Source organism: Arthrobacter sp. KUASC02, from assembly GCF_059739395.1.
Genome location: NZ_AP046053.1, coordinates 4,536,032 through 4,556,243 on the forward strand (window position 1 = coordinate 4,536,032; position 20,212 = coordinate 4,556,243).

The window sequence follows — 20,212 nt, forward strand, 5'->3', positions numbered from 1 at the left end:
CGGTCGTTACCGGACGGCGCCCACGGCGAGGTGCTGGGCCCGACCGTCCACGAACGTCGCCAGAACCCGGGCGGCGGCCAGGTCATCCGGGGCAACCGACAGCGGATCGACGTCGAACACGGTGAAATCCGCGCGCTTGCCCACCGTGACAGACCCGGAGACAGCCCACTCCCCTGCCGCTTTGGCAGCGTGCGAGGTGTAGCCTTCGAGCGCCTGCAAGGCAGTGAGGGCCTGGCCCGGAACCACCGGCTGTTCGCCCGGATGGCCGGACCGCCGTCGTAATTGCGCGTCCGCCAAAATCGGCAGCGGCTCGAAGGGGGCGATCGGCCAGTCGGAGCCGAGCCCCAGGGTGGTTCCCGCCGCGCGGAGGTCCGCGCACCGCCAGGCGTTGTTCGCGCGCTCCTCCCCCAGGCGCCTGGACCAGTTGTCCGTGTGGTCGGCGCGGGAGTAGTGGGTGCAGTGCGTCGGCTGCATGCTCGCCACCAGGCCGGCGCGGGAGAACCGCTCAATGAGGGCGTCCGGGACGGTTTCGAGGTGCTCGATCCGGTGCACGGCCGCATGCGCAACCGACCGCACCGCCGAAGGCAGGGACTCGAACGCATCCAGGACCGCAGCCACTCCGGCGTCGCCGATCGCGTGGGTAGCGGTGGGAATCCCGCGGCCGGCGAAGAAGCGCACCGCCGCCGCATACTCCTCCGGGCGGGGCCAGAACGGGGCCACGGACTCCCCGTAGGCGTCCGGCTCGAAGAGCCACGCCGTGCCGTTGTCCACGGTGCCGTCAACGAACAGCTTGATGCCGGCTACCTCCCAGCGCTTTCCGCCCACTCCGATCTGCTCCGCAAGCCGCTGCCAGTCCTGCTCGACGCTGCCGGGCATGCACCACGGCGAGATCCGCAGGCGCAGCGGAAGGCCGCCGGCCCGATCATGCCCGGGGTCCTCTTCTTCGAGGGCCTCTTGTTCCAGAGCACGGTAAAGCTCCAGCGAGCCCTCCCCGCAGTCCATGACGTGCGCCCCGGTCAGCCCGGACCGCGCGAACTGTGTGAAGAATTCCGCCAGCCTCGCCTTCCGTTCGCCGAAGGGCTCCGCCGGCATCACCTGCGCAACAAGCTCGACGGCGGCGGCCTCCAGCAGGAGCCCGGTGGGCCTGCCGCTGCGGTCACACACCACTTCCGAGGCCTGGTCGAAAGCCCGCGGGCCGGTGACTCCGGCCAGTTCGAGTGCCCGGGAACTGGCCAGCGCGGAATGCCCGTCGAAGAGGCGGATGAGGCACGGGAGCCCGGAGACGACGTCGTCAATCAGTTCGCGGTGGGCAGTGGCAGATCCGAACACATTGGGATCAAGACCCCAGCCCCGCACCCAGTCCCCTGCGGGGGTTGCTTCCGCTTGGGCACGCAGCAGTGCGCGCACGCCAGCAAGGTCGGTGGCGCCGGACAGGTCGATGCCGCGCGTCAGTTCGAGGCCGAAGACAGGGTGCATGTGGCAGTCCACCAGGCCGGGAGTCAGCACGGCGGCACCGAAGTCGATGACCTCCGCGGCCGGCCAGTTTTCGGCATCGTCACGGCTTCCGACGGCGGCAATCACGCCGCCCTCGACGGCCACCGCCTGCGGGGCGGGACCTCCGGAGGAACTGCCCTCCATGGTGTGGATGGTGTCGGCCAGGATGATCACATCAGGATTCATGGGTTTCGAAGCTTCCAATCTGCGCGAAGGTTTCGGGACGGCGGCGGCGGACCCAGCGGGCAGCCGCAAGCCCGGCGAGAAAGACGACGGGTGTCACCAGGATGAGGATGGTGTTGGTCAGTGCATCGGCGAAGGTGAGCAGCTCGATGTTGATGCCTATCAGCAGCACCACGCCGAAGAGCAGGATGGCCGAGGCCAGGCTGAGCGGCACCATGAGTTTGTGCGTCGCGGCGTCGGGGTTCCGGCGCAGGTACAGGAAGGCCGCCACCGAAACCAGGCCCTGGAGCCCCACGATGCCGAAGATCCCGGGGGTGTTCACCCAGATCAGCAGCTGCTGGTAGGGGTCGGCGTTGAGCAGGGCGCAGATGGCGATCACCAGGGCGGCCAGGACAGTCTGCAGCTGGCCGGCCCGGTGCGGGGACTGGAACCTGTGGTGCGTCCTGCCGAGGAAGGCAGGCAGCACTCCGTCGCGGGCCAGCATGTAGACGTAGCGGTTGATCGCGTTGTGGAAGGCCAGCTGCGAGGCGTAGACGCTGGTGACGATCAGGAGATACATCACCACTTCTGCCCACGGGCCAACGTAGTGGTTGATGGTCTGGAAGAACATCCCGCCGGCCATTTCGCCGGCGGCCTCGACCACGGCGCCCTCGCCGTAGGCCTGGACCACGGTCCAGACGATGAAGGCGTAGAAAACGGACATAAAGCCGACCGCGATGTACATGGCCCGCGGCACGGATTTATCCGGGTTGCGCGCCTCGGACCGGTACAGCACGGTGGACTCGAAGCCCATGAAGGCGGCGAAACAGATGCCAAGGATCGCCAGCACGCCCGGGCCGAACGCGTTCTCCGGGCTGAAGGAACCCACGCTGATTCCGTGTGCGCCGCCGCTGCCGAGGATGCCCACTCCCATCACGGCCAGGATGCCGGTCTCGGCGACCAGAAGCACGCCGAGCACCTTCGCGCCGACGTCGATCCCCCGGTAGCCGAGGAACCACACGGCGGCGACGGCGGCGAGCGCGATGGCCGGCCACGGCACGTCGAGTCCGAACAGTACCTTGAACATGTCGTGGGTCTGGACCGCGAAGAGGCCGTAGACGCCGATCTGCAGGCAGTTGTAGGAGACGATCGCCAGGATGGCGGACGCCAGCCCCACGGTCTTGCCCATGGCCAGCGAAATGTACGTGTAGAAGCCGCCGGACGCCTTGACGTGGCGGGTCATGGCCATAAACCCGATGGCGAAGAGGGTGAGCACGATGCCTGCCAGGAGGTAGCCGGCCGGGGCGCCGATGCCGCCGACTCCAATAGCTACGGGGGCCACACCGGCCATCACGGTGAGCGGCGCTGCTGCCGAGATGACAAGGAAGGCAATGCCGCCTGTGCCGAGGGCATTGCGCTTGAGGTCGCCGTCCGCGGACGACGTCGGTGGTCTGGTTTGGGTATCCGGCACTGGTCCGTCCTTTCTGGGGAGCCCTGCTAAACGAAAGGCTTTCGTTTATTATGAATGCGTGTGGCGCAGAGCACAATACTTTTCCCAAAACGGACCCGCGGAGTCCCGCCGACTAGGCTGGGATGACGTTCAAAAGCTGCAGTCAGGAGAACCCATGGGGCGCCCGCTCCTCCCGCTGATATCCGTGGAGGCCCTCACCACCGCCGCCCTCGAGCTGGTTGATGAGGGCGGCGACTTCAGCTTCCCTAAGCTGGCGAAGAAGATCGGCGTCAGCCAGTCCTCCATCTACAACCACGTCAGCGGCCGGGACGAGATCCTGGAGCTCCTGCGCCACCGGATCATCACCGAAGAGCCGTATCCGCCGGTGGACCACAGCGACTGGGAAGCGGCCCTGCGGGTCCTGATCCGCGCCTACCGGGATGCGTTCGTCCGCCACCCGCGGCTGGCGCCGCTCCTTGTCCTGCAAACGATCACTGATCCGGACGTCATCGGGCTTTACGAAGACCTGGCGCTGGCCCTCGAGGCGGCGGGGTTCCGGGGGCGGGACGTGGTGGCGGCCATCTCCACCATCGACAGTTTTGCCCTGGGCGCGGCCCTGGACCTCGCGGCCCCGGAGATTGTCTGGGACCCGCCGGCGGAGGGTTACCCCACACTTAAGCGGGCAGTCGGGAATGCGGGACCGTCGGAGGAACGGGGCGGGCACGCCTTCGACTTCGGCCTGGACGTGATCATCGGCGGGCTTCGGGCCAAGCTGGCCGGTTAACGCCGGGCCGCGCTCAGCCGGGGTCCGCCGGGGCCGGGCTGGCCTCGAGGTTCCGGGTGGCCGGTCCCTGGATAACGGTGCCGTCGGTGCTGAACCGGGAACCGTGGCACGGGCAGTCCCACGTCACGTCGGCCGCATTGAACTCCACCGTGCAGCCCAGGTGCGTGCAAACAGCCGAAACGGCGCTGATGCCGCCCGCAGGGCTGACGTAGACGGCGGTCTTTGCTCCGTCCACGTCCACGACTCTTCCTTGCCCCGGGGCGATCGTGGGCGGTGCGGCCGGCGCCTCCGGAAGAGGCTTCTTCGGAAGAGGCGCCTCCCGAAGAGCCGCCTCCGGAGGCACGGCACCCCGTGCCGGGACGGCCCTGGTGCTGTCAAACAATGCCGCCCACTGGTTGGTGCGGCCGCAGAGCAGATCCCGGAGGATCAGGGCGGCGGCCGTTCCGTTGGTCAGCCCCCATTTGCGCAGCCCGGTGATCACGTGGACATGCCGGAAGTCCGGCGACAGGCGCCCGACGAAGGGCAGCCCGTCGGCGGGCATGGCGTCCTGGGTGGACCAGCGGAAGGCGATCTCTCCGGCGCCGAGCCGGTCCCGGGCGAAGGCGGCGAGCCTGCCGTACCGTTCGGCGGAGTCAACCTGCTCCAAGGCGGGGTGCCCTTCTCCGCCGGCCAGAACATAACTGATGCCGCCGATGTCGGTAGTCAGGATGGAGCGCATCGGCTCGTCAACGCTGACAAACGTGGAATCCAAAGGGGCAGAGTCGGAGCGGGCGGCAACGATGTACGAGCGGTGCGCGTAGGTTCGCCCGGCGAAGAATCCGTTGTCCCCGAACGGCATATTGGTGGCGACAATGATTTCCTGCGCCCGGACGGAGCCGCGCTCCGTGTCGACGACGGCCGGCGAGCCGTCCCGGAAACCCGTGGCGGGCGAGTCCTCGAAGACGAAACTTCCGCCCCCGTCCACCGCACGGGCCAGGCCCTGGACGTACCGGAGTGCGTGGATCTGCGCCTGGTTATCAAAGCGGACCGCCCCTGCGACCGGCAACGATCCAACCGTGAACGGAAGCGGCACCTCGGTAGTGAAGGACGAGGGAAGTCCCAGCCTGGCAGCGAGCGCCGCTTCCTCGCGGACCAGGGCCAGCGAATCCTCCGATTCCGCGTATGTGTAGTTGGAGACCCGCCGGAAGCCGCAGTCGATCCCCTCCGCGTCAACTGTTCCGGCCACGTGCTCAATCGCGGCTTCGTTGGCCTGCCCGTAGAGGCGGGCCGCCTCGTTGCCGTGGCGGCCCGCAAGCTCGGTGTAAGCCAGCCGGTGCAGGGACGTGACCTTGCCGGTGGTGTTCCCGGTGACTCCGGTGCCCACACGGGCTGCTTCAAGCACCGCCACCGTCTGGCCCGCCTGCTTCAGGGCCAGCGCAGCGGTGAGGCCGGCGATGCCGCCACCGATCACGGCCACATCCACTTCGAGGGCACCATGGAGGTCTTCATCGAGGGCCGCGTATCCCGTGGATGCGCTCGTGGCCGCCCAGAGGGAGGCGAACTTACCTGCAGGCTGCTCACTCACGGTCCCCGCCTTTCACGTAGCTGGCTTCCCTACTAGGAGCCTTCCCGGCCTGGAGCCTTTCGGCGCCGCAGCCGTCCGGCCGTCGCCGTCAGTCCCCGGCGGACTTCGCAGCCTTGGCAGCAGCTTTGGCAGCCTGCTTGCTGGCGCGCACCTTGGTCAGCGACTCCGGGTCAACGATGTCGGCCACGGACAGGTACGAATCCTGCTGGCCGTAGTGGCCAGCGGCCTCGCGCCAGCCTTCTGCCTGGAGTCCGCACTGCTTCCCCAGCAGCGCCAGGAAGATCTTTGCCTTCTGCTCGCCGAATCCCGGCAGGGCCTTCAGCCGGCGCAGCACCTCCTTACCGTCAGGATCGCCCTGGGTCCAAATGGCCGTGGCGTCCCCGGCCCAGTCCTGGTGCACCGTTTCCGCGAGAGCCTGGACACGTCCGGCCATGGATCCGGGGAACCGGTGGACGGCCGGGCGTTCCTTGAACATCTCGACGAAGTCCTGGGGGTTGTACCCGGCGATCGCCGCGGGGTCCATGGAGCCGATGCGCGTCCGGATCTTTTCGGGACCGGCAAATGCCGATCCCATGGTCACCTGCTGGTCAAGCAGCATGCCGGTGAGCAGCGCAAACGCGTCGTCGCTGAGTAGTTTGTCCGCCGCGGGGTCCCCTGTGATGTGCAGTTCCATGCGTCCTATCCTCCCACCCGGCCCTGTCCGCGTCATGGGGTCCAACAGCCCGGGTCTCCACAGCCGATCTCAAGTGCTTGCAATCGACTGTCGCCAGGTAATACCGTCCCAACCAGCGGTCGAAACCCACAAGCGGAAGGCATGTCATGCTGAAGCACGTCGCTGAGGGCGTCCTCGTTCATGTGAGCGAGTTCATCCAGAGCAATTCCATCGTCGTGCAGGGCCGGGACGGGGTGTTGCTCATCGACCCCGGCATAACAGGCGACGAAATGGCGGCCCTCGCGAACGACCTCCGCGAGCTGGGCCGGCCCGTTGTTGCAGGCTTCTCCACCCATCCTGATTGGGACCACGTTCTCTGGCACCCGGCCTTCGGCGACGCGCCCCGCTACGGTACAGCCCGTTGCGCGGCCTCCCTCCAGGACCTGCTCTCGCATGCTGATTGGGAAGCCCGTGTAGCCGAGGGGCTGCCGCCGGAGTACGCCGACGAGATCCCGATGGATCTGCTCGGCCTCGTCACCGGCCTGCCTGCCGGGGCTACGCATATTCCGTGGGACGGCCCCACGGTCCGGATCATCGAGCACCGCGCCCATGCCCCGGGCCATGCGGCGCTGCTGATCGAGGACCGCCGCGTCCTGGTCGCCGGCGACATGCTTTCGGACATCCTGATGCCGTTCCTCGACCTGGCGGCCGCGGATCCGCTCGGGGACTACCTCGCAGCGCTGCGGCTGTTCGAGAACGTGGCCGACGCCGTTGACGCCGTCATCCCCGGTCACGGCTCAGTCGGCGGAGCCGGGCAGCTGCGGGCACGCATCGAGCAGGATCGCGCCTATGTGCAGGACGTGCGGGACGGCCGTGTTCCCGACGACCCCCGGATCGGCCCGTCGGCTCCGTTGGATTGGCTGCCTGATGTGCACAAATGGCAACTTCTGCGGCTCGCTGAGAGGCAGCAGAACCAGACTCCCTAGGCGGCTTGGGCCCGGACCTTCAACCGCTCCCGCCACGCGGCAACGCCCCACACGGCCAGCAGCACCGCTACGAGCAGCAGGCCGGCCTCGCCCAGGTCCACCGCACCCAGCCAAGTGGTGAGGGGATCCTCCAGGCCAAAGGCCGCGTTGAAGAATCCACCCAGCGTGATGGCCGAAATGAAAAGCGCGGACACAGCGGAGATACCGGTGATCAGGGCGTTGAATCCGAGCTTCCGCCGCGGATTGTGGATGGCTGACCGGTACATGCGCATCATGGCCACACCGTTGACGGTGTCGCACAACGTCATGGCAGCAGTGAAGGCCAGTGGCAACGCCAGGAGGGCCAGCGGGGAGACCCCGGCGAGGGATGCCGCCGTCGTCATCACCAGAAGCCCGATGCTGGTGGCGGTATCGAATCCCAGCCCGAACAGGAAGCCGATGACGTAGATGTTCCGCGGCCTCTGGACCCTGGCCAACGGTTTGGCCAGCAGGCGTGCCACGAATCCCCTGGCCTCCAGGTCCCCGTCCCGCAGTTCCCCGCCGCCCTGCACGTTCCGGTACGCCCGCGCGGCCCGCAGGAACGCCGATCCGTTGAACAGGCCCATGGCCAGCAGGAACAGCCCGGAGACGCCGCTGCCGATCAGGCCCAGGACCAGGTTTCCGGTGGTTCCGTCCTCCATGAACTCGCCCACCATCGCGGCGCCGCCCACCACCAGCGCTCCGGCCAGGATCACTACCGAGCTGTGGCCCAGGCTGAAGGCGAACCCCACGCTCACGGGATCCTTGTGCTGGGCCACGAACTTCCGCGTCGAGTTGTCGATCGCGGCGATGTGGTCCCAGTCGTAGCTGTGTTTGATGCCAGCCAGGTAGGCGGTGAGCACCAGACCCAGTGCCAGCGGTTGCGCGGCACCCGCCGAACTGGCAAGCAACAGGACGACGGCGGCAACATGCAGTGCGGCCACCGCACCCAACGCGAACAGCAGGCGCGTCCGGAGCGGCAGTTGTTCCCGTTCCCGGTACATCGCGGCGAACCCGCTGAGCACGGTCATCAGTACTTCCTCAGGTTCAGGGGTGGCTGCCCGTACCAGCGTTCACGCAGCAGGGCGGTGCAGGCGCCCAGCAGCCGGTTGAGTTCCTCCGTGGAGTTGGACAGCGACCGCAGCACCAGGCCGGTGGTCCCGCCAACGCACGCGGTCAGGGACACCCCGGTATGGGCGTCGTGCCCGGCCGTGAGCGCATGGAACTCATCCGCGAGCGCCTGGTCCACCCGGGCGTCCACCACCACCAGCGACCCCAGGTGACTGAAGCCTTCCATGAATCCCAGGCCGGTGACGTCGTTCAGCGGCGGCCGGATCAGCAGGTTGTCGAGCGCCAGCATCCTGGTGCCCTCCGGTGTCGCCACGTGGATCTCGTTGCGCAGCCGCAGTTCCTCGTACCGGAACGACGCCCCGTCCGGCGACCACCCCGGCGTCACCACTTCAGCCATGACCAGGCTCGACGACGGCCGCACGGTGATGTGCGTGTTCTGCCGGTAGCTGGCCTCCCGGTAGGCGATCAGCTGGTCCGGAGCCAGTTCCAGCTGTGCCCCCTCCCCCAGCCGGAGTGTCATGCGCTGCTCGGCGAACGACCCCGGGGTCCGGTAGATTTTCGTGGCCGACTGCGTGGTCAGCAGCACTTTGGCCCCGTCGCCCGCCTCCACGTCGATGACATAGAGGTCGGCCCCCAGATACGCCCCGCCCGGATTCACGAGGACGTAGCAAACCTGGCCCGAGTCATCCAGGTAATGCGGCCGCAGGACACGGAGGGCACCCCGATGGTACTGGTGCGCGGCCACGGACCGGCCGCCGCGCACGGCGACGACGAGCTCAAGCTCCCCCATCGGGGACTCAACCGCGGCAGCAACGGCCGCCGTCATTGGGCCAGGTCGAGCATCAGGACGTCGCGCCGCACCCAATCGATGACCGCGTCCAGGCCTTCGTCTGTCTTCAGGTTCGTGAAGCAGAACGGCTTCTCGCCCCTGAACTCCTTCGAATCGCGCTCCATCACCGAGAGGTCCGCACCCACGTGCGGGGCGAGGTCGGTTTTGTTGATGATGAAGAGGTCGGACTTGATCATGCCCTGGCCGGCCTTGCGCGGGATCTTTTCGCCCTGCGCCACGTCGATGATGTAGATCGAGAAATCCACCAGCTCCGGGCTGAACGTGGCGGACAGGTTGTCGCCGCCGGATTCCACGAAAATGACCTGCAGGTCCGGGTGGCGCTTTTTGAGTTCCTCGATGGCCGCGGTGTTCATCGAGGTGTCTTCGCGGATGGCCGTGTGCGGGCAGCCGCCGGTTTCGACGCCGATGATCCGGTCCTCGGGCAGGATGCCGTTGGCGGCCAGGATCTTGGCGTCCTCGATGGTGTAAATGTCGTTGGTGATGGCGGCCATGGAAATCTCGCGGCTCATGTGCCGGGTGAGCCGCTCCACGAGCTGGGTTTTGCCGGCGCCGACCGGTCCGCCGATGCCGATCTTGATGGGTTCAGACATGCTGTCCTCCTCAGTAATATGCACAGTTAGCTCATGAACATGCGGGCACGTTGACGCTCGTGCCGCATCTGCGAAATTTCCAGTCCGGGGCTGACGGCCCCGAAGTCGTCCGGCGCCAGGCGCCCCACCCGCTCGACGGCGGCAGCGACGTCGTCGGCCGCTTTTCGCAGCAGCCGCTGGCCGGCGTTCTGCCCCAGCGGAATGGCGCGGACGGCGTTCTGGGTCAGGGACGTGACCGCGGCGAAAAGGTAGGCGGCGAGCGCTTCGGTGCGCGGCACACCCAGGGAACGGGCGACGACGGCGAACGCCAGCGGCTGATGGCCGGCGGCCCGGCCGGCGGTCACCAGCTCCCGGTACTCCGCCAGCTCCGGGGAGGGGAACACTTCGGACCCGATCTCCAGCAGCCGGGTGCCCATCTTGGTGCTCGCCTCCCGCAGCTGCCGCGGCAGGAGCTGCGCAGTCAGCAGCGGATCCAGCTCGGCAAGGGGAACGCCGTCGTAGAGGAACCTGATGGCCAGGCCGTCGGAGTACGTGAGCTGCTGCCCGATGAACGCGGACAGCCACACCCCGAAGGACGCCTCGTCATGGACCAGGCCGCGCTCGATGTAGGTCTCGAAGCCGAGCGAGTGCGCAAACGCTCCTGTGGGCAGGGCGGAGTCGGTCAGCTGCTGCAGCGCGAGCTGGTAACTGCCTGCCGCGGCCGTGGCGTCAGTGCGAGTGTTCAGCATGGCGGAACGGAACGGGCATCACGCGTTCCTGGCGCTTGTAGGGCACTCCGACGTGTTTGAGGTAGTCCTCCACGGTGTGGTCGTACTGGCACACCATCACCTCGGCCGCGTACTCGGAGGCGGCGTCGAAGAACTGGGCCTGCAGGTGCCGGTTCCCCAGCGAGTGCGCCACCACCCCCATCTCGTGGATGGTCCGCGGCGCCACCACCAGGACGTCGGTGGGCAGCACGGACACCACGATCATGTTGGTTTCGGCCACGTGCAGGATGTCGCCGTCGCGGAGGTCCCCGGAACCGGACGGCAGCCGGATGCCCAGCTCCTTGCCGTGGTCCGTGGTGACGCGCTGGATGCGCTTGACCAGCTGGGCGCTGGGCAGCACCACCTTCTCCCGGTGCAGCCCGGCGAAGGCTGCGGTTTCGGCGGCAGGGAGGTCGTGCAGGTTGCCGAGGATCTTTTCGATAATCACGGGTGCTCCGGTGCTCGGGAGGTTAGAAGAGGAAGTAGCGCTGCGCCATGGGCAGCACGTCCGCCGGTTCGCAGGTCACGTCCTCGCCATCCACGGTCACCTGGTACGTTTCCGGGTCCACCTGGATGTCCGGAGTGGCGTCGTTGAACTTGAGGTCGGCCTTGGACAGAGTGCGGATCCCCGACACGGGACGGATGACCTTCTGCAGGCCCAGCTGTTCCGGCACACCGGCGTCGATGGCGGACTGGGACAGGAAGGTGATGGAGGACTGCTGCACGGCCTTGCCGAACGCGGCAAACATGGGACGCATCGTCCGTGGCTGCGGCGTGGGGATGGAGGCGTTGGCGTCACCCATCAGCGCGTAGGCGATCTGGCCGCCCTTGAGGACGAGCTCGGGTTTGACCCCGAAGAACGCGGGGTCCCAGAGCACCAGGTCGGCGAACTTGCCTTCCTCCACCGAGCCGATGGAGTCGGCCATGCCCTGCGCGATGGCGGCATTGATGGTGTACTTCGCCACGTAGCGCTTGAGCCGGAAGTTGTCGCTCTCCTCGGAACCATGGGCACCCCCTGCCGGATCCTTCAGGACGCCGCGCTGCTTCTTCATCTTGTCCGCCACCTGCCAGGTGCGCGTGATCACCTCGCCCACCCGGCCCATGGCCTGGGAGTCGGAGGAGGTGATGGCGAAGATGCCCAGGTCCTGCAGGACGTCCTCGGCGGCGATGGTCTCGGCGCGGATGCGGGAATCCGCGAACGCCACGTCTTCCGGGATGTCCGGGTTGAGGTGGTGGCACACCATCAGCATGTCCAAGTGCTCTTCGATGGTGTTGCGCGTGTACGGCAGGGTGGGGTTGGTGGAGGCGGGCAGGACGTTCGGGAGCCCGGCGATCTTGATGATGTCCGGGGCGTGTCCGCCGCCGGCCCCTTCGGTGTGGAAGGTGTGGATCACCCGGCCGCCGATGGCCCGGATGGTGTCCTCCACGAAGCCGCACTCGTTGAGGGTGTCGGTGTGGATGGCCACCTGGACGTCGTATTCGTCCGCCACTTTCAGGGAGTTGTCGATTGATGAGGTGGTGGAACCCCAGTCCTCGTGGACCTTGAGCCCGATGGCACCGGCGCGGATCTGCTCGGCCAGCGGCTCGACGGCGGAGGCGTGGCCCTTGCCGAACAGCCCGATGTTGATGGGCATCCCTTCGGTGGCCTGCAGCATCCGCTGGATGTGCCATTTGCCGGGTGTGACCGTGGTGGCCTTGGTTCCTTCGGCCGGCCCGGTCCCGCCGCCCACCATGGTGGTCACGCCGCTGGTGAGGGCGGTGGGCACCTGGTCCGGGGAGATGAAGTGGATGTGCGTGTCCACGCCGCCGGCGGTGAGGATCTTCCGTTCCCCGGCAATGATCTCGGTGCTGGCGCCGATGACGATGTCCACGCCGTCGGCGATCTGCGGGTTGCCAGCCTTGCCGATCTTGAAGATGTGGCCGTCCTTGAGCGCGACGTCGGCTTTGTAGATGCCGGTGTAGTCCAGGATGACGGCGTTGGTGATGACGGTGTCGGGAACGGCTGCGCCCTGGACGTTCCCGTCCCGCGTCACCTGGCCGTTCTGGCCCATGCCGTCGCGGATCACCTTGCCGCCGCCGAACACCACTTCCTCGCCGTACACGGTGAGGTCTTTTTCGATCTCCAGGAACAGCTCGGTGTCCGCGAGGCGGATGGCGTCGCCCGTCGTCGGGCCGTACAGGTCCGCGTACTGCCTGCGGCTCAGTTCGAAGCTCACTTGGCGTCACCCTTTTCTGCGTTGGGACCAGCCGTTGCCAGCTTGCCGTTCACGGCGTTGCTGAGACCGTACACCTCGCGGCTGCCGGCCAGTTCGATCAGCCGGACGGTCTTGCTGTCCCCCGGCTCAAACCGCGCCGCAGTGCCGGCCGGGATGTCCAGCCGCCGGCCGTAGGCGGCCAGCCGGTCAAACTCAAGGGCGGCATTCGCTTCGGCGAAGTGGTAGTGCGAGCCCACCTGAACGGGCCGGTCACCGGTGTTAACCACGACGACGTCCACCGCCTCGCGTCCGGCGTTCACCACAACGGGCGCTGACCTGAGAACGTACTCACCTGGAATCATCGCCTGCCCCTAGCGGATCGGATCGTGGACGGTGACGAGCTTGGTGCCGTCCGGGAACGTGGCCTCGATCTGGACGTCGTGGATCATTTCCGGCACGCCCTCCATCACGTCGTCCCGGGTCAGCAGCGTGGTGCCGTAGCTCATGAGGTCGGCCACGGTGCGGCCGTCCCGGGCGCCCTCGATCAGTTCGTAGCTGATAATCGCCACGGATTCCGGAAAGTTCAGCTTCAGGCCGCGGGCCTGGCGGCGCCGGGCGAGGTCGGCGGCGACCACGATCATGAGCTTTTCCTGCTCACGGGGCATCAGGTGCATCGGAATCCCTTCAACGTACTGCTTTGTGACAACAGTAGGCCGGTCACGTTTCCGTGAGATTTCAGGGGACCGTCTCCCGGTTCAGGGACAGCGGGAGACGGTGCGGCGCCCCTTAGCCTTCGCAATCAACGCAATAGGCGTGACCGTTCTTTTCGCGGGCGATCTGGGACCGGTGCCGGACCAGGAAGCAGGAGTAGCAGGTGAATTCATCCTGCGCCTGGGGGATGACCTGGACCACCAGTTCCTCGGCGACGAACTCCCCGCCGGGGACCATGCCGTCGTCCAGCGCGTCGGTCTCATCCAGTTCCCGGACAACGCTTCGCGCGTCGGGGGCGTTGGCGGACTGAAGCGCCTCCAGGGAGTTCTCCTGGGATTCCTTGACGTCGGATCGTACTTCGTCGTAATCGGTTGCCACTTTGGGTGTTTCTCTTTTCTGATGTTCGTGCCCTGACGGGAATGCAACCTACACCATCGCACCCTTATTCCCGATATACCACAACGAACTAAGTCGAAGTGGTGTAATGTGCGGCACGCTGCAGGAAGAAATCAGCCGGCGGGCGCCGCCGTGGAGTCCCTGACCACCAGCTGGGTGGCGAGTTCAACATGGGTTGATTCCAGGGCTTCCCCGTTGGCCAGCCGCAGGATGGACCGGAGCGCCGTGCGCCCCATCTCCTGCAGCGGCTGGGCCACGGATGTCAGTCGTGGCACGGATTGTTCGGTGATGTCGGTGCCGTCGAAGCCCACCAGGCTCAGGTCCCCGGGCACGCTGATCCCCTGCGCGCGGGCTTCGTCCAGGATGCCCAGCGCGATGGCATCGTTGCCGGCAAATATGGCCGTGGGCCGGTCTGCAAGGGCGAAGAGCCGGCGCGCACCGGCGACGCCGAAGTAGCGCTGGAACTGGCCCGACACAATGTAGTCCGGATTCGCCGGGATGTTGTTGGCGCGCAGGGCCGCCAGGTAACCGTGGAGCCGGGCAACGCTGCATTCCGCGGCCTCCGGGCCGCCCAGGAAGGCAATTTTCGTGTGGCCCAGGGCGATCAGGTGCTCTGCGGCTTCCTTGCCGCCCGCCCAGTTGGTGGCGCCCACGCTGACAAAGCCGGAACGTGGCGGGTTCAGCGGGTCGATCACCACCACCGGGATGCTCCTGCGCCGGAAGGATTCCAGCTGGACGGGAGTGATTTCGGAGGTCACCAGGATGAGGCCTTTGCGGCCGGCGTCGAACAGCCGCTGGGACCACTGCTCGTGGTCTGTGTTCTTGAGTTTGTCCGGGGTCACGCTGCTCAGGACCACCTCCACGCCTTCCTCGGCGGCGCAGGCCACGATGCCGGACATCACTTCCAGGGAGTACGAACTGTCCAAGCCGTCAAAGACCAGGTCCACCAGGACAGGGCCGGCGGACCTGACCCTGCGCTGCATCGGCGACTCGTAGCCAAGCTTCACGAGGGCCTTCTGGACGCGGACGCGCGTCGGCTCGGCGACGTCGTCGCGGCCGTTGATGACCTTGGAAACGGTGGGCGCGGACACCCCGGCCAGCGCCGCGACATCGGCCAGGTTCAATTTGGCCTTCGGTGTCTTTGCAGGCATCACAGCAACTTTCTCGAAATATTTCGGTAGCTGAAGTCTGCACCAGTCGCGGCAGTGCCGTCAATATTTGGGCGGAAACCCTTGACGCTGGGACCAAAACGGGGCTAACTTCTATTTCAGTCAACGAATTAGTTGCGAAATATTTCGAAAGCCTCTGTTCATTGCTGGTGCCGCCCGCCCGGGCAGCACCGCCACCGGCGCCGCAATGCCGCGGCTCTTTTCAATGGAGATCAGAATGGAATCACGTCTTTCCTCACGCAGGTCATTCCTTGCCCTTGCAGCCCTCACTCCCCTGGCCGCCTGGACGGTGACCGCCTGCGGCACCTCCGGCCCCGGCACGGCACCGGCAGGCGGCGCCACGTTCTGGTCGCTGACCGGAGAACCCAACGAGTCCATCCGGAAGAAGAGCCTGGATGCCTTCAACGCGGCCAACCCCGATTCCAAGATCGTGGCCACCGTCTTCCAGAACGATGCCTACAAGACCAAGATCAAAACGGCCATCGGCGCAGGCCAGGCGCCCACCATCATTTACGGCTGGGGCGGCGGAACGCTGAAGACCTATGCACAGGCGGGCCAGGTGGAGGACCTCACCGGCTGGTTCGACGCCAATCCCGACATCAAGGCCAAGCTCTTCCCGTCCTCGTTCGGCGCGGCCACGGTTGACGGCAAGATCTACGCCGTACCCACGCAGACCGTGGCGCCGATTGTCTTCTACTACAACAAGGAACTCTTCGCGAAGGCCAACGCCCAGCCGCCCAAGACCTGGGACGAGCTGATCGCCCTGACCAAGACCTTCAATGACATGGGCGTTGCCCCGCTGTCGCTCGGCGGCCAGTCGCGCTGGACATCCATGATGTGGCTGGAATACCTGCTGGACAGGATCGGCGGACCGGAAGTCTTCCAGGCGATCTTCGACGGCAAGGCCAAGGCCTGGTCCGATCCGGCGGTGCTGGAAACGTGTGCCAAGATCCAGGAACTGGTGTCCGCCAACGGCTTCATCAAGGGCTTCTCCTCCATCACGGCGGACAGCAACGCGGACCAGGCACTCCTCTTCACCGGCAAGGCCGCCATGATGCTGCACGGGGCCTGGACCTACGGAGGCATGAAGCACGACGGCGGCACGTTCGTGAAGGACGGCAAGCTCGGCTGGTTCGACTTCCCCACCGTCAGCGGCGGCAAGGGTGATCCGCTCAACACCGTGGGCAACCCCGCCCAGTACCTGTCCATCTCCGCGAAGGCCAGCGACGCCGAAAAGGAGGCCGCCAAGAAGTTCTTCAAGGACGGCCTGCTGACCACGGACGAGATCACCGCCTACATCTCTTCCGGCGCTGTGCCAATTGTCCAGGGCATCGAGGACAAGCTCGCCTCCAGCGAGGACAAGGACTTCCTGAAGTACGTGTACACGCTGAGCAAGAACGCACCCAGCCTGCAGCAGTCCTGGGACCAGGCCCTCAGCCCCACCGCCGCCGAGGCGCTGCTGAGCAACATCGACCAGCTGTTCCTCAAGTCCATCACCCCGGCGCAGTTTGCCGAAAACATGAATGCGACGCTTGGGAAATGAGCGCCGGAGCACTCACTGCCCGCGAGCCGGCGGAGCAGCAACTTGCCGGGCACCACAGCACCACAGGCACTAAGGCCCAGGGCGGATCGCTAGGCTGGATGGTCCTGCCCGCGCTGCTGTTCTTCGCGGTTTTCGCCGTCCTCCCGCTCCTGGGCGTCGTTGCCCTGAGCTTCACCAACTGGGACGGCATCGGTGCGATCAGCGTGGCCGGCATGGACAACTGGCTCGCCGTCCTGTCCGATCCCGTCATGTACAACGCGGTGTGGCTGACATTCGTGATCATGGTGGTGTCCTGGCTGGTACAGACACCCATCAGCCTGCTGCTGGGTACCTTCACGGCAGGCAGCCAGAAGTACCGGGCGGTGCTGGCGGTGCTCTACTTCCTGCCGCTGCTGCTCTCCTCAGCAGCCATCGCCATCGCCTACAAGGCGCTGCTCGACCCCAACTTCGGCCTGGCGGAAGGCCTGGGCCTTCCGTTCCTGGCCCAGGACTGGCTGGGACAGCCGCAGCTGGTGCTGTTCCTGGTGATCTTCGTGATCGCGTGGCAGTTTGTCCCGTTCCACACCCTGATCTACCAGGGCGGCGTGCGGCAGATCCCCAAGTCGCTCTACGAGGCTGCCGAGATCGACGGCGCCGGCCGGGTCAAGCAGTTCTTCTACATCACCGTGCCGCAGCTGAAATACACCATCATCACCTCCTCCACCCTCATGGTGGTGGGATCGCTGACCTACTTCGACCTCATCTTCGTGCTCACCGCCGGCGGCCCGGGCAACTCCACCAGGATCCTTGCCCTGGACATGTACCTGACAGGGTTCCGGGCCAACCTGATGGGCCCCGCCAGCGTCATCGCCGTCATCCTGGTGGTGGTGGGACTCGGCCTGGCCCTGCTGCTGCAGCGGCTGGGCGGCAAGAACGCCGGCGGCAGCCAGCTGGAAGGACTCTGACCATGAGCGTCACCCTCACCAAAGCAACGCCCGCAGCCCTGAAGCCCGCGGAGCCGGCGCCCAACCGCGGCCTCGGCCGCCGGATCCGGAAGCTGAACCTTCCCGGCGGCCTGGCCGGCTGGATCTGGCTCGCCGTCATCATCATTCCGATCTACTACATCGTCATCACCAGCTTCAAGAGCCAGGCGGGCTACTTCAGCGAAAACCCGCTGGCACCGCCGTCGAACCCCACCCTGGACAACTACCGGATGGTGCTGGAAGCCGACTTCGCACGGTACTTCCTCAACAGCGCGCTGGTCACGGCCGGAGCGGTGCTGCCGACGGTGCTGTTTTCCTTCATGGCCGCGTTCGCGATTGTCCGCGGCCGCGGGAAGTTCCTGAAGCTCGTCAACGGCCTGTTCCTGATGGGCCTGGCCATTCCGCTGCAGGCCACCATCATCCCGGTGTACCTGCTGATCATCCGGCTGAACCTCTACGACAGCCTGCTGGCCCTGATCCTGCCGTCCATCGCGTTCGGCATCCCGCTCACGGTGCTGATCCTGGCCAACTTCATCCGGGACGTGCCGGATGAGCTGTTCGAGTCCATGCGGCTGGACGGCTGCAACGAGTGGCAGACCATGTGGCGACTGGCGCTGCCGCTGGTGAAGCCCGCAATCGTCACCGTGGCCATCTACAACGGCCTGGGGGTGTGGAACGGCTTCCTGCTCCCGCTGATCCTCACGCAGAGCCCTGAACTGCGCGTGCTTCCGCTGGCGCTCTGGACCTTCCAGGGCCAATACAGCGTGAACATCCCCGCCGTGCTGGCCTCCGTGGTCCTCACCACCCTGCCCATCCTTGTCCTGTACATCGTGGGCCGCCGCCAGCTGCTGAGCGGCCTCACCGCCGGCTTCAGCAAATGACCCTTGGAGATCACCCACATGAGTACGCCTGAAAGCAGTACGCCCGCAAGCACTACGCCAGAATCGCCGACGGCCACAGACGCCCCGCCGATCCGCATCGGCATGGTGGGCCACGCCTTTATGGGCGCAGCCCACTCGCACGCCTGGCGCACCGCGCCACGCTTTTTCGACCTCCCGCTGGTCCCGGAGCTGAGCGTGCTCGCCGGCCGGGACGCTGACCGGGTGACGGCTGCCGCCCGCCGCCTGGGCTGGGCCGGCACGGAAACGGACTGGCGGGCACTCGTGGAGCGGGACGACGTCGACCTCGTGGACATCTGCACTCCCGGCGACACCCATGCGGAGATTGCCATCGCCGCGCTGCGGGCCGGCAAGCACGTGCTGTGCGAGAAGCCGCTGGCCAACAGCGTTGCGGAGGCCGAGGAAATGGCGGAGGTTGCCGCCGAGGCAGCTGCCCGCGGGGTTTTCGCCATGTGCGGATACTCCTACCGCCGTACGCCGGCCCTTGCACTGGCCCGGAACATGGTCCGGGACGGCAAGCTCGGAACCATCCGCCAGGTGCGCGCACAGTACCTACAGGACTGGTTGTCGGACGAGAACGCTCCCCTGACCTGGCGGATGGACAAGGCGAAGTCGGGCTCCGGTGCCCTCGGTGACATCGGCGCCCACAGCATCGACGCCGCCCAGTTCGTCACCGGCCAGAGCATCACGGGCGTCTCTGCCATCATGGAGACCTTCACCAAGGAGCGTCCCGTCGGCGGGGACTTCGTGGGCCTTGGCGGCAGCGGCGCGGTGGGTGCCGACGTCGAGCGCGGTCCGGTGACCGTGGACGATGCGGTGATCTTCAGTGCACGGTTCGACGGCGGCCCCATCGGCGTCTTCGAGGCAAGCCGGGCGGCGCTGGGCAGGAAGAACGCCATGCGCCTGGAGGTGAACGGCTCGCACGGGTCGATCGCCTTCGATTTCGAGGACATGAACTACCTGAACTACTACGACGGCGGCAGCGGCGCCGATCCGGAGTCGCTCGGCTTCCGCCGGATCAACGTTACGGAGGCCCACCACCCGTACACCGGCAACTGGTGGCCGGTGGGCCACGGGCTCGGCTACGAGCACGGCTTTACGCACCAGGTGGTGGACCTGCTGACGGCCATCGGGGCCGGAAGCCAGCCCACGCCGTCGTTCTCCGACGCCCTCCAGGTGCAGCGGGTGCTGGCGGCAGTGGAACACAGTGCGGGCAAGGATTCCCGCTGGACTTCAGTGGACTGACGAAAAGGACATCAAATGACTGAGACAAAGAATGCCTTGGTGGTGCGCGGCGGCTGGGACGGACACCAGCCCCTCGAAGCCACGGACCTTTTTATCCCGTTCCTCCGCGAGCAGGGTTTCATTGTGCGGGTGGAGGAGTCGGCGGCGGTGTACGCGGACGCCGAGTACATGGCCGGCGTGGACCTGATCGTGCAGTGCAACACCATGACCACCATCGAAAAGGCCGAGTTCGAGGGGCTCCGCGCCGCGATCGAGGCTGGCACCGGAATGGCCGGCTGGCACGGCGGGATTGCCGATTCCTACCGGAACAATTCGGACTACCTGCACCTGATCGGCGGCCAGTTCGCCTGCCATCCGGTCAAGGACCACGGTGAGCTGCACGGGGATGCCACGGACAACTTCCGGACGTACACCGTGAACATGCTGCCGGCCGCTGCGGAGCACCCGGTCACTGCGGGGATCGGCGACTTTGAGCTCTTCACCGAGCAGTACTGGGTGCTCTCGGACGACTACATCGACGTGCTGGCCACCACCACGCTGCCCGCCAGGGACAAGGACGCGTGGCACCGGGACGTGGTCTCGCCGGCGGTGTGGACGCGGTCGTGGGGCGAAGGCCGGATCTTCGTGGCCACACCCGGCCACAGCGTGGAGATCCTCAAGGACAATAACGTCCGCACCATCATTGAAAGGGGCATGCTGTGGGCCAGCCGCTAGGAACCACCGAA

At 66.5% G+C, this 20,212-nt stretch carries 21 protein-coding genes; 7 read left to right on the forward strand and 14 right to left on the reverse strand.

Going from position 1 to position 20,212, the window contains the following annotated elements:
* Positions 1 to 6 precede the first annotated feature (6 nt).
* Both AC6JAC_RS20845 and AC6JAC_RS20850 read right to left on the reverse strand, forming a co-directional pair.
* Positions 7 to 1,680: an amidohydrolase gene (locus AC6JAC_RS20845; protein WP_497966486.1), complete on the reverse strand. Its 1,674-nt coding sequence runs from the start codon at positions 1,678 to 1,680 to the stop codon at positions 7 to 9.
* Positions 1,670 to 3,127, reverse strand: coding sequence for an APC family permease (locus AC6JAC_RS20850; protein ID WP_497966488.1), 1,458 nt, complete (start codon positions 3,125 to 3,127; stop codon positions 1,670 to 1,672). Before AC6JAC_RS20850 ends, AC6JAC_RS20845 begins: the two co-directional genes overlap by 11 nt.
* Before the next feature lie 154 nt (positions 3,128 to 3,281).
* Between AC6JAC_RS20850 and AC6JAC_RS20855 the strand changes: the two genes are divergently transcribed.
* Entirely contained in the window at positions 3,282 to 3,890 is a 609-nt protein-coding gene (locus tag AC6JAC_RS20855) for a TetR/AcrR family transcriptional regulator (protein WP_028270572.1), read from the forward strand.
* Between the two features lie 13 nt (positions 3,891 to 3,903).
* Here AC6JAC_RS20855 and AC6JAC_RS20860 read toward each other — a convergent pair whose 3' ends face one another.
* Positions 3,904 to 5,454 (reverse strand): FAD-dependent oxidoreductase, encoded by a 1,551-nt coding sequence (locus AC6JAC_RS20860; RefSeq protein WP_497966490.1) that lies wholly within the window; start codon positions 5,452 to 5,454, stop codon positions 3,904 to 3,906.
* 88 nt (positions 5,455 to 5,542) lie between these two features.
* Positions 5,543 to 6,127: an HhH-GPD-type base excision DNA repair protein gene (locus AC6JAC_RS20865; RefSeq protein WP_497966492.1), complete on the reverse strand. Its 585-nt coding sequence runs from the start codon at positions 6,125 to 6,127 to the stop codon at positions 5,543 to 5,545.
* 146 nt (positions 6,128 to 6,273) lie between these two features.
* Here AC6JAC_RS20865 and AC6JAC_RS20870 point away from each other — a divergent pair, with 146 nt between their 5' ends.
* Positions 6,274 to 7,092, forward strand: coding sequence for an MBL fold metallo-hydrolase (locus AC6JAC_RS20870; protein ID WP_497966494.1), 819 nt, complete (start codon positions 6,274 to 6,276; stop codon positions 7,090 to 7,092).
* Here the strand turns inward: AC6JAC_RS20870 and AC6JAC_RS20875 are convergent.
* The 10 genes from AC6JAC_RS20875 to AC6JAC_RS20920 all read right to left on the reverse strand — a co-directional run bounded on the left by AC6JAC_RS20875 (position 7,089) and on the right by AC6JAC_RS20920 (position 14,820).
* The gene (locus AC6JAC_RS20875; RefSeq protein WP_497966496.1) at positions 7,089 to 8,141 is read right to left on the reverse strand and encodes a HoxN/HupN/NixA family nickel/cobalt transporter; all 1,053 of its coding nucleotides are present in this window, start codon (positions 8,139 to 8,141) and stop codon (positions 7,089 to 7,091) included. The genes AC6JAC_RS20870 and AC6JAC_RS20875 overlap by 4 nt on opposite strands.
* Positions 8,141 to 9,007: an urease accessory protein UreD gene (locus tag AC6JAC_RS20880; protein ID WP_497966498.1), complete on the reverse strand. Its 867-nt coding sequence runs from the start codon at positions 9,005 to 9,007 to the stop codon at positions 8,141 to 8,143. The genes AC6JAC_RS20875 and AC6JAC_RS20880 overlap by 1 nt, the downstream gene beginning before the upstream one ends.
* Positions 9,004 to 9,621 carry an urease accessory protein UreG gene (ureG, locus tag AC6JAC_RS20885; protein WP_454697360.1) on the reverse strand — a complete coding sequence of 206 codons (618 nt, stop codon included), beginning with the start codon at positions 9,619 to 9,621 and terminating at the stop codon, positions 9,004 to 9,006. Before ureG ends, AC6JAC_RS20880 begins: the two co-directional genes overlap by 4 nt.
* A 26-nt stretch (positions 9,622 to 9,647) precedes the next feature.
* Positions 9,648 to 10,349, reverse strand: coding sequence for an urease accessory protein UreF (locus tag AC6JAC_RS20890; protein WP_497966500.1), 702 nt, complete (start codon positions 10,347 to 10,349; stop codon positions 9,648 to 9,650).
* A complete protein-coding gene (gene ureE / locus AC6JAC_RS20895; protein WP_028270564.1) occupies positions 10,330 to 10,815 on the reverse strand; it encodes an urease accessory protein UreE in 486 nt (161 codons plus the stop codon). The genes AC6JAC_RS20890 and ureE overlap by 20 nt, the downstream gene beginning before the upstream one ends.
* 22 nt (positions 10,816 to 10,837) lie before the next feature.
* Positions 10,838 to 12,583 (reverse strand): urease subunit alpha, encoded by a 1,746-nt coding sequence (gene ureC, locus AC6JAC_RS20900; RefSeq protein WP_028270563.1) that lies wholly within the window; start codon positions 12,581 to 12,583, stop codon positions 10,838 to 10,840.
* Positions 12,580 to 12,924 (reverse strand): urease subunit beta, encoded by a 345-nt coding sequence (locus AC6JAC_RS20905; RefSeq protein ID WP_028270562.1) that lies wholly within the window; start codon positions 12,922 to 12,924, stop codon positions 12,580 to 12,582. Before AC6JAC_RS20905 ends, ureC begins: the two co-directional genes overlap by 4 nt.
* A 9-nt stretch (positions 12,925 to 12,933) precedes the next feature.
* Positions 12,934 to 13,236: an urease subunit gamma gene (locus AC6JAC_RS20910; protein WP_011690112.1), complete on the reverse strand. Its 303-nt coding sequence runs from the start codon at positions 13,234 to 13,236 to the stop codon at positions 12,934 to 12,936.
* A gap of 112 nt (positions 13,237 to 13,348) precedes the next feature.
* A complete protein-coding gene (locus tag AC6JAC_RS20915; protein ID WP_028270561.1) occupies positions 13,349 to 13,651 on the reverse strand; it encodes a DUF4193 domain-containing protein in 303 nt (100 codons plus the stop codon).
* A 131-nt stretch (positions 13,652 to 13,782) separates the two neighbouring features.
* Entirely contained in the window at positions 13,783 to 14,820 is a 1,038-nt protein-coding gene (locus tag AC6JAC_RS20920) for a LacI family DNA-binding transcriptional regulator (RefSeq protein ID WP_028270560.1), read from the reverse strand.
* A 235-nt stretch (positions 14,821 to 15,055) separates the two neighbouring features.
* Between AC6JAC_RS20920 and AC6JAC_RS20925 the strand changes: the two genes are divergently transcribed.
* The 5 genes from AC6JAC_RS20925 (at position 15,056) to AC6JAC_RS20945 (ending at position 20,201) form a co-directional block, all read left to right on the forward strand.
* On the forward strand, positions 15,056 to 16,381 hold the full coding sequence (locus AC6JAC_RS20925; RefSeq protein ID WP_028270559.1) for an extracellular solute-binding protein: 1,326 nt from the start codon (positions 15,056 to 15,058) through the stop codon (positions 16,379 to 16,381).
* 98 nt (positions 16,382 to 16,479) lie between these two features.
* Positions 16,480 to 17,325, forward strand: coding sequence for a carbohydrate ABC transporter permease (locus AC6JAC_RS20930; RefSeq protein WP_051628832.1), 846 nt, complete (start codon positions 16,480 to 16,482; stop codon positions 17,323 to 17,325).
* Positions 17,326 to 17,327: 2 nt separating this feature from the next.
* Positions 17,328 to 18,224, forward strand: a complete 897-nt coding sequence (locus AC6JAC_RS20935; RefSeq protein ID WP_028270557.1) for a carbohydrate ABC transporter permease — start codon at positions 17,328 to 17,330, stop codon at positions 18,222 to 18,224.
* A gap of 102 nt (positions 18,225 to 18,326) precedes the next feature.
* Positions 18,327 to 19,487: a Gfo/Idh/MocA family protein gene (locus AC6JAC_RS20940; RefSeq protein ID WP_043438237.1), complete on the forward strand. Its 1,161-nt coding sequence runs from the start codon at positions 18,327 to 18,329 to the stop codon at positions 19,485 to 19,487.
* A gap of 15 nt (positions 19,488 to 19,502) precedes the next feature.
* The gene (locus AC6JAC_RS20945; protein ID WP_028270555.1) at positions 19,503 to 20,201 is read left to right on the forward strand and encodes a ThuA domain-containing protein; all 699 of its coding nucleotides are present in this window, start codon (positions 19,503 to 19,505) and stop codon (positions 20,199 to 20,201) included.
* Positions 20,202 to 20,212 lie beyond the last annotated feature (11 nt).